This window comes from uncultured Fretibacterium sp., from assembly GCF_963544685.1.
Classification (GTDB): domain Bacteria; phylum Synergistota; class Synergistia; order Synergistales; family Aminobacteriaceae; genus CAJPSE01.
The window spans coordinates 1-8,310 of sequence record NZ_CAUUGJ010000102.1 but is presented as its reverse complement, the minus strand read 5'-3'; the positions used below and the strand labels follow the sequence as shown (position 1 = coordinate 8,310).

The 8,310-nt window shown below is 64.5% G+C and carries 6 protein-coding genes; 4 read left to right on the top strand and 2 right to left on the bottom strand.

Annotated elements, in window-relative coordinates; all coding sequences use genetic code 11:
* The first annotated feature begins 194 nt into the window (after window positions 1-194).
* From ABLA28_RS09215 to ABLA28_RS09200, 4 genes are read left to right on the top strand one after another with little or no spacing between them, the layout of a single operon-like run.
* On the top strand, window positions 195-1,412 hold the full coding sequence (locus ABLA28_RS09215) for a 6-phosphofructokinase (protein ID WP_299301891.1): 1,218 nt from the start codon (window positions 195-197) through the stop codon (window positions 1,410-1,412).
* A 19-nt stretch (window positions 1,413-1,431) separates the two neighbouring features.
* Window positions 1,432-2,508: a homoserine dehydrogenase gene (locus ABLA28_RS09210; protein WP_347713416.1), complete on the top strand. Its 1,077-nt coding sequence runs from the start codon at window positions 1,432-1,434 to the stop codon at window positions 2,506-2,508.
* A gap of 52 nt (window positions 2,509-2,560) precedes the next feature.
* On the top strand, window positions 2,561-3,451 hold the full coding sequence (locus tag ABLA28_RS09205; RefSeq protein ID WP_347713415.1) for a DMT family transporter: 891 nt from the start codon (window positions 2,561-2,563) through the stop codon (window positions 3,449-3,451).
* Complete coding sequence (locus ABLA28_RS09200) at window positions 3,448-5,262, top strand: hypothetical protein (RefSeq protein ID WP_347713414.1); 1,815 nt, start codon at window positions 3,448-3,450, stop codon at window positions 5,260-5,262. Before ABLA28_RS09205 ends, ABLA28_RS09200 begins: the two co-directional genes overlap by 4 nt.
* A 291-nt stretch (window positions 5,263-5,553) precedes the next feature.
* On the opposite strand, the gene ABLA28_RS09195 is transcribed toward ABLA28_RS09200, so the two are convergent.
* Together ABLA28_RS09195 and ABLA28_RS09190 are read right to left on the bottom strand one after the other, a co-directional pair.
* Window positions 5,554-6,411, bottom strand: coding sequence for an Rpn family recombination-promoting nuclease/putative transposase (locus ABLA28_RS09195; protein WP_347713413.1), 858 nt, complete (start codon window positions 6,409-6,411; stop codon window positions 5,554-5,556).
* An 84-nt stretch (window positions 6,412-6,495) separates the two neighbouring features.
* Window positions 6,496-8,310, bottom strand: a 1,815-nt coding sequence (locus ABLA28_RS09190; protein WP_347713412.1) for a PD-(D/E)XK nuclease family protein, incomplete at its 5' end; no start/stop codon positions are given.

The following is an 8,310-nucleotide window of genomic DNA, read 5'->3' as shown; positions in this document are numbered from 1 at the left end:
AAGATACCATAACGGTAGCCTTTTATAAACCAACCACTCCTGATAGCGAGGAGCCACAATTATAGGATGGAAATTCGCCGGAGGGATGCACACCCCGCTCTCGAATTATAGGTTAACTCGGCGCCTCCCTTGGTATAGAATATCGGTATCGAAGGATTCGGAGTCGATATCCCAAGGGCATGGAGGGCGGCATCATGGGCAAGAAGATGAAGAACATCGGCATCATCACATCGGGCGGGGACTGCGGCGGACTGAACGCCGTCGTTCGCGGCGCGGCCAAGACCGCCATGGCGCGCGGCATCGGGACGTACATCATCCCCAATGGGTACGCGGGGCTCTACAACCTGGTGGACTTCGAGCGGCTGGTCTTCCTCGACGAGGAGCGCACGGACCACGTCAACTCCGCCTTCGCGGGGAGCGACGCCGGCCACAGCCGGGTGAAGATCTCGAAGATCCCCGACCCCGACAAGTACGACCGCATCCTGCTGGGACTGCGGAAGTTCAACCTCGACGGCCTCCTCATCTCGGGCGGGGACGACACGGGGAGCGTCGTGGTGGACCTCGCTCAGAACGGCATCGCCTGCGTCCATGCGCCCAAGACGATGGACCTGGACCTCCAGACCTACTCGGTGGGCGGGGACTCCGCCATCAACAAGATATCACGCATCGTCGAGGACCTCAAGACCACGGGCAAGACGCACAACCGCGTGATGATCGTCGAGGTCTTCGGCCGCTATGCCGGACACACGGCCTTCCGTGGGGGCGTGGCTGCGGATGCGGACTGCGTCCTAATCCCCGAGATCACGGTGGACTTCGACGCGGTGTACGATCACGTGAAACACTATTACATGCGGCGCATTTTGAACTCTGACGTGCACTCGGGGACCTACGTCATGGTCGTGGCCGAGGGCGTGAAGGGGGAGGACGGCAAGGTGTTCTCGGACAGCGGGGACAGCACGGACTCCTTCGGGCACGTCCGCTTGGCCGGCGCGGGACGCTACATCCGCACCCGTCTCGAGGCCATGATGCGGAAGGACCCCGCAATCCGCCAATTCATGAAGGTCTCGGGCATGTTCGTGCCGGGCGTCTTCGAGATCCCCGAGGTGCGCGAGGTCATCCCCGGGCACATCGTCCGCAGCGGGGCCACCTCCGCCTACGACGTCAACTTCGGCAAGGAGATCGGCTCGGCCGGGGTCATCCTCCTGGACGAGGGCTTCAGCGGGGTGACGGTCGTCGAGGTTCACGAGGGACATATCCGCTACATGCCCACGGAGCGGGCGATCGAGCAGCGGTTCGTCAACCTGGATGCGGTGACCTTCTACGAACAGATGGACGTCTGCTTCGGCCGCAGGCCCCAGACCTACGTTCCGGTGATCGAGGAACAGACGGGGCCCGTCGAGCGGTTCATGTAAAAACGGCGGAGGTCGGATCATGGCGTCTGAAAAGATATGGAAATTGGCTTTGGCGGGCTTCGGCTCGGTGGGACGGGGTCTTGTCGAGCTCCTGCACGAGAACCGCGGAAGGCTGGAGGAGCGCTGTGGGTTTCGGGCCCAGGTCTGCCTGATCGTCTCGCGCTCGCATGGAACGGCGCTCATGCCCGACGGACTGTCTCTTGGGGAGATCCTGCAAACCTTTGCGGAGACCGGGCGGCTGGGGACGGCCTGTAAAGCCGAGGATAGCCGGGCCTCCTTCGAGGAGCTTCTTGCCCGCTCGGGCGCCGAGGTGCTGATCGAGGCCACGCCCACGAACCTCGATGGCGGGGAGCCGGGGTTGTCCCACGTGCGGTGCGCGCTGGAGCGCGGCCTGCACGTCGTGACCTCCAACAAGGCCCCGATCGCCCTGGCGTACGACGAGCTCAACCGTTTGGCGAGGGAGAGGGGGGTACGGCTGCTCTTCGAGGGGACGGTGCAGGGCGGTACGCCGCTCCTTGCAATGGCCCGAGAGGGACTTGCCGGCTGCGCCATCGAGGGGGTTCAGGGTATCCTGAACGCCTCCACCAACTACGTCCTGACCGAGATGGAGAAGGGCAGGACCTACGAGGAGGCCTGCGCCGAAGCCCGTTCCGCCGGCGTGCTGGAGGCGGATCCGACCCTGGACGTCGAGGGGTGGGATGCGGCGGTCAAGCTGGTCATCCTCGCCCATGCCCTTTTCGATGCGAACATGCGCGTGGAGGACGTCGACAGGGAGGGAATAACCCGCGTGACTCCCGAGATGATCCGCGACGCGAAGGAGCGGGGAGAGCGGATCAAGCTCCTGGCCGAATTGAAGCGGGAGGGGAGCGCCCTGAGGGCCTCCGTTCGGCCGACGTCGCTTCCCCTGTCCAACCCCATCGCCGCCCTCGAGGGTACGGAGAACATCGTCACGCTCTATGTCGACCCCCTGGGACCGGTCACGCTCCGCGGGAGCGGGGGAGGCGGGCGCGAGACCGCACAGGGCATCCTCGCCGACCTGCTCTCCATCGCGCGCTACGCGCAGGATGGAGAACGGCACAGCACAGGAAATAAATGAGGACCGAACGGACAGGTTCGTCTTCGGGGAAAGGGACCAATCGATTTAAGAGATGATGGACACGACGAACGGCTCTTTTTCCCGTACCTGGGCGGAGCTCCTGCTGGCCGCGGTGATTCTGGCCAGAAGCACCTCCTATGTGATGACGAAGATCGGCCTTCAGGGGATGGCCCCCTTCTCGTTGCTGGGCATTCGCTTTATCACAGCGTTTCTCTTTCTCCTTCCCCTGGGATGGAGAAGGCTGAAAAGCGCCTCCGCCGGAACTTGGCTGAGGGGCATGCTGCTCGGCACCTCTTTCTTTGCCGTCATGGCCGCGGAGGTGTTGGGGCTCAGAACTACGGAGGCCTCGGCCGCCGCATTTTTGGAGAACACCGCCATCGTATTCGTCCCTCTGTTAGAGGCCGTTCTGCGTCGTTCTCTGCCCGATATCCCCATCCTCCTCAGCACCCTCGTCTCCTTCTCGGGGGTAGCCCTGCTCACGCTGAAGGGGGGATCCTTCTCCATCTCGCAGGGGGAATCGCTGTGCCTGGCCGCGGCGGCCTTTTATGCCTGTACCATCGTCCTCACCGATCGCCTCAGCCGAAGGGACGATCCCCTGGCGCTCGGCATCCTGCAGGTAGGGTTCATAGGGCTGTACGGCATAGTCATGGCTTTCCTTTTCGAGGTCCCCAGAATGCCGGCAACGGCTTCCGAGTGGGGTGTCATCCTCGGGTTGGCTGTGGTGTGCAGCGATTTCGGATTTACGCTCCAGCCTCTGGCGCAGAGCGGCACGACCTCCGAACGTGCAGGACTGTTCTCCGCCTTGGGCCCCCTTGGAGCGGCTCTTTCCGGATATGTGTTCCTGAACGAAAGGCTCGGCGCCACGGGGGCCTTGGGGATGGGGCTGATCTTGCTGGGAATGCTCTTCGGGCGGCGTTCGAGGCCCCACCGCGGGAGGGCGTGACGGGCCGGTCATTCGTCCGCGCTCTCCTACTCGTTTGTCAGGGGCTGGCCGACGGCAAGTATTACGTGCTGGAGGGCGTGAACGTCGGCGGCGCTCAGGGCAGCGGCACCGTGTCGCTCACCTACAGGCCGGAGACGCACGCCTCGGGCGACTTCACGGTCAAGGCCCACGTCATCTCGCAGGAGACGAACGCAGCAAGCACCGTGACAAGCACGGCTGCGCAGACCGTGCACGTCGGCGCCGTCAACAGCGGCTACGACCTGCAGATTGCCTCCGCCAAGGGGGCCGAGGACACGCGGGTGCAGATCCAGGTTGAGGGCACGGGGCTGAACGACAAGGACGGGTCGGAGGCGGTCGTCGCGGCCAAGCTGGAGCACGTCCCGAACGACTACAAGGTCTTCGTCGGGGCCGATGCGGCCAGCGCTCAGGAGGCTCAGAACGTGGGCGGCGGCGCCTGGGGCATCCCGCTGGCGGGGGGGAAGCTGCCCGCCTACATCGCCGTCGAGGCGCCGAAGAACTTCAGCGGCACCGCGACGGGCATCACGCTGACGGTCTACTCCGGCGAGAAGGGGCAGTCCCCCAAGGCGGACGCCAAAACCTTCGACGTGGTGTTCGACGCCAAGGCGGACGGGCTGACCATCAACCCCACCCAGACCTTCGGCACGGCGAACCAGGACATCCGCATCAACCTGAACGCGACGGTAGCGGACACGGACGGGTCCGAGACCGTCACCGTGACGCTGAAGGGCCTGGGATCGGGCGCCACCTTCACCAAGGGCAACGCGGCCTACGACGCGGACACGGACACCTACACGATCTCCGGCATCGCCCACAACGAGGTGCCCGACCTTGCCTTCAAGACGAACTGGAACCTGGACAAGGACATCACCGTGACGGCGAAGACCGTGGACGTCGCCAACGCCGGGACGGCCAACGAGACGATTGATACGTCCCCGGAGGTCGGCGGGACGTTCCACGTGACCGTCACCGGCGGCGCCAATCCGCCGATCCCGCCGTCGCCGATCGTGGGGCTCGGGCGCTCGGCCTCCATCTCCGCGCTCCTGCCGGGAGCGGAGGAGGCGGAACCGCTTCTCGACGCGGACGGGAACCTGATCGACCTCAACCTGGACTCGGCGGCGGCCCTTGATGCCTCGCTGCTCGGGGAGGGCGCCCTTTCGGAGGGGACCGATGCGGAGTCCGACGCGGCGATCGACGAGGCCGCGGCGCTGCTTTCGGTGGATGCCGAGATGCCGAACACCGACATCCCGGACCTTCCGGATACGGAGGACTCCGGAACAAACGAGCCGGCGGAGGAAACTGATTTTCCGGATCTCGCAGGTGGAGCGGCGGATACTTCAGCCTCGGTCGAGGAGCTTGCCGGAACGGCGGACCTTCCTGCCCCGGATCCCATCGACACGGTCGACACGGGCACGGAGGCCGGTACCTCGGCGGACAGCGTTCCGGACCTGGACGACGTGCCGCTGACGGAGGTGGCCGATGCGACGCCCGCCGGGACCACGGCCGAGCCCGGGCCGGATTTAGACGATGTGCCGTCGGCGGATGCAGCCGAGGACTCGCTCGACCTGAACGGCGTTGCGGACATGGGCGCGGCGGATGAAGGGGCTCCGGAGCTGGGCGGTCTGACGGCGGACGATGTTTTGGACGTGGGCGGCGGCGATCTGCCCCTGCCCGGCGATGACGCGCCGGAGGCGATCCCCGAGGTGGAGAGCGCACCGGAGTTCTACGCACCCCCTGTCCCGGACGCCGCAGTGACGATCGCTCAGGAGATGGACAACGCTATCCAGCCGTAACGGCGGATCAAAGATTAGGGGCGGACCAAAAAGTCCGCCCCTTCCGCGTCACGCTCTTTGCCGACCCTTGGGACCGATCATGCTCCGCGGGAGCGGGGAAGGCGGGCGCGAGACTGCACAGGGATCCCTGCCGACCTGCCCTCCATCGCGCGCTACGCGCAGGCCGAAATGTATGAGACAAAAGGATAGGGAAACGAAAACAGGAATGGGGGATTTTCCATGGAACATGTGAGCAGCAGTTTCCCAACGTTCCTGAAGCGAGAGAATACGGCCCTGGAGGGCCGCGTCCTCTTACCGCAATGCTTCGATTGTTTCAAGGGAAAGCTCGGTCGCCTGGGCGATCTGCTCCGGGGTGAAGCCCAGCTTCAACATCCGCCGCGCAGTGAATGCGATGCCTTCATTTCGCCCCAAAGCGATACCTTCGTTTCGCCCCAAAGCGATACCCCTGGCCTCCACCTTGTCCAAAATACTCAGCATGGTTACGCTCTCCCCCTTTTCTAATTGATTCTGTGCCTCCTCAAAACGGTTATCGCGCGTCAGTGCCGAAAAAAGCTTCAATAGCGCGTCCACATGCTCAATGGTCCGACATGAGGGAACGTAGTCCTGATTTCTCCTCATCTGTACGAAGTAGTCCGCCACAATCCTGAAATCACTTGTAAACCGCTCAACCAGATCGTCCGCCAGAAATGATATCTCGAAGAGATTGATCCTGTAGTCGTTCACAAACGGCCTCAATCTCTCAGAGACCGGGATCCTCTCGTACAAAGACCGGGACGCCGTCCAGGGTTCCTCACCAAAGTAAAGAACCAGCGTCACTACAGGATAGAGAACACCCTTCGCAGACAGCTGCCCACGATAATCCGCCCCGTCATACCCCAGTATCCGAAGCGGCATGTCCCGGTCGATCCGGGTCTGGTTCTCGAAGCCGATCAGAGAAACGACAATACCCTCGGATACCCAAAGCTTGGAGACATCACGCTCCTGCTCCCGGAGCTTGCCATCGGCCTTGTACAGGGTACGAGCCTTCGCATCCCGGAGATCGTCGGGACAGACTTCTCTTTGCCCGTTGAAGAGCAATACGTTCACGATATCGGCAAAAACGTCGTTATAGGCCTCAAGGTATTTTTCCGTGATGTCCCGATCGGACATGCGTCTTCCCGCCTCTCCTGACCGGCCTCATTATAGCAAAACCAAATTCGCTGGCCGCCTGTTTCGAGAGGTCCGGCGGGCCGGTCACTCGTCCGCGCTCTCCTCCTCGTTTGCCAGGGGCTCGCCGATGATCTCGCCCCTGCGGCAGATGCTCTTCATGTCACAGTACCGGCAGGAGGGCGAATCATAGAAGGGCGCGAACCGCCCCTCCTTCAGCAACCGTGCCGCACAGGCCATGGCGTAGCCGGCCTCCTCCCGGCGCTCGTCCAGGGTACGGCGGTTGTTCCTCGTCTCGCCGGCCAGGACCCCGGCATAAACGCCCTGGAGGGCCGCCGAGAAGGTCCCGGCGATCCCCCCATCCCGATGGCCCAGGAAGTTGACCCCCGCAAGCGGCGCATCGGCTTCGCGAGGTCCGTACATCAGGGCATAGGCCGAGAGCTGGAGTCCGCGGACGAGCTTTGACGGCCCCCCCTCGTACCAGGGGTACCGCTCCAGGTCCTTCATTCCCTCCTCGTACCGCACACTCCTACCCGCCTTGTAGTCCGTGATGACGGCGTGGGCGCGTCCGTCCCCGTCCTCCAGGATCTCCACCCGGTCGCACCGCCCGGAGAAGCGGACGCCGTCGACATCCAGGGAAAGCGCGGCCTCGTCCTCCAGGAGGACGGCCCTGTGGCGGAATCCGCCTTGCTCCAGCCGCTCCAGAATACGCGTCTGAAGCGCCGCCAGCCTCCGTATCCGAAACCGCAGCACCTCCAGGGCGCGCGCCAGACGGCGGTCCCGAATCAGCCTTCCGAACGCCCCATAATCCTCATCGGACAAGGAGAGCGAGCGCCACTCCTCCTCCACAGCCTCCGGGAAGGGCTCGCCTCCACGGCCGAATCGCCTCCAGACCCGCTCCCAGAACTTATGCGTCAGCGAGCCCCATTCCGCCGCGGTGGCGAGCTCCAGAGACCTTTCCCTCAGCCCGGCCTTCCGCTGCAGCCAGTAGCGCAGAGGACATTCGAGGAGCGTCTGGAGGTCGCTGACCGCGAGCGCCGGAGGGTTGTTCTGCGGCTCCGTTCCTCCGCCTCCTCCAACGGATACGCCAGGGCGCGGGGCGGCTGCGAGGGGATCGGCGTCGACCTCCGGAAAGATATGGCCGCTGTCGGGCAGGAGGATATCGACACCGGCGGTTGGCAGTTCCTTCAGCGTCCATCCGTCTGCGTTCGCTTCCATGTCCGCTTCGACGCCCTCATTCATGTCCGCCATGAAACGGTCCAGGAAGGGCGTGTCCGGCACGGGACGTCCGTTTTCGTCCGTATCGGCTCTGGAGAGGATGGTCAGGGACTCTCCCGTCCGGATCAGGCGCCGGAAGAGGGCCTCCCTTTGAAGGTGCTTGTCCTGAACGGAGGGCAGCCAGGCCTCCGCCTCGGCGAGCCGCTCCCGTTCGGAGGGGCCCAGAAGCGGCGAGCCGGAAATGCGGCCCGGCCAGTTCCCCTGGGAGACGCCGAGCATGACCCAGACGGGATGGGAGGCCAGGACCGGGGGGGCACCCAGATAGAGCATCAGCGCCCCCGAGAGCGGGGGCTCCGGGCGGATACGGGTCTGGCGGCACCAGCTCAGAAGGAACTCCACGGCGTCGTCGCCCTTCAGGGGCGTCCTTCCGGCAGGGCCGATGTCCGGCAGGAGCTCCCGGAGCGCTAGGCACTTCTCGTGCACGGACTCGATGGCGGAGGCGGTCGCGCGTATCGCGCCGTCCAGCTCGGGGCAGTTCAGGGGCAGGGCCTTCATCCGGTCGAGCCAGAGCCCCTTTCGCGTCAGGAATCGATGGAAGGCCCCCATCAGGTCCGACGGGGTTCCTCCACGCTGCAGGGCCCTGCAGAGTCGCTCCGTCGCCGACAGGGCCGCGAGGGCGTGTCG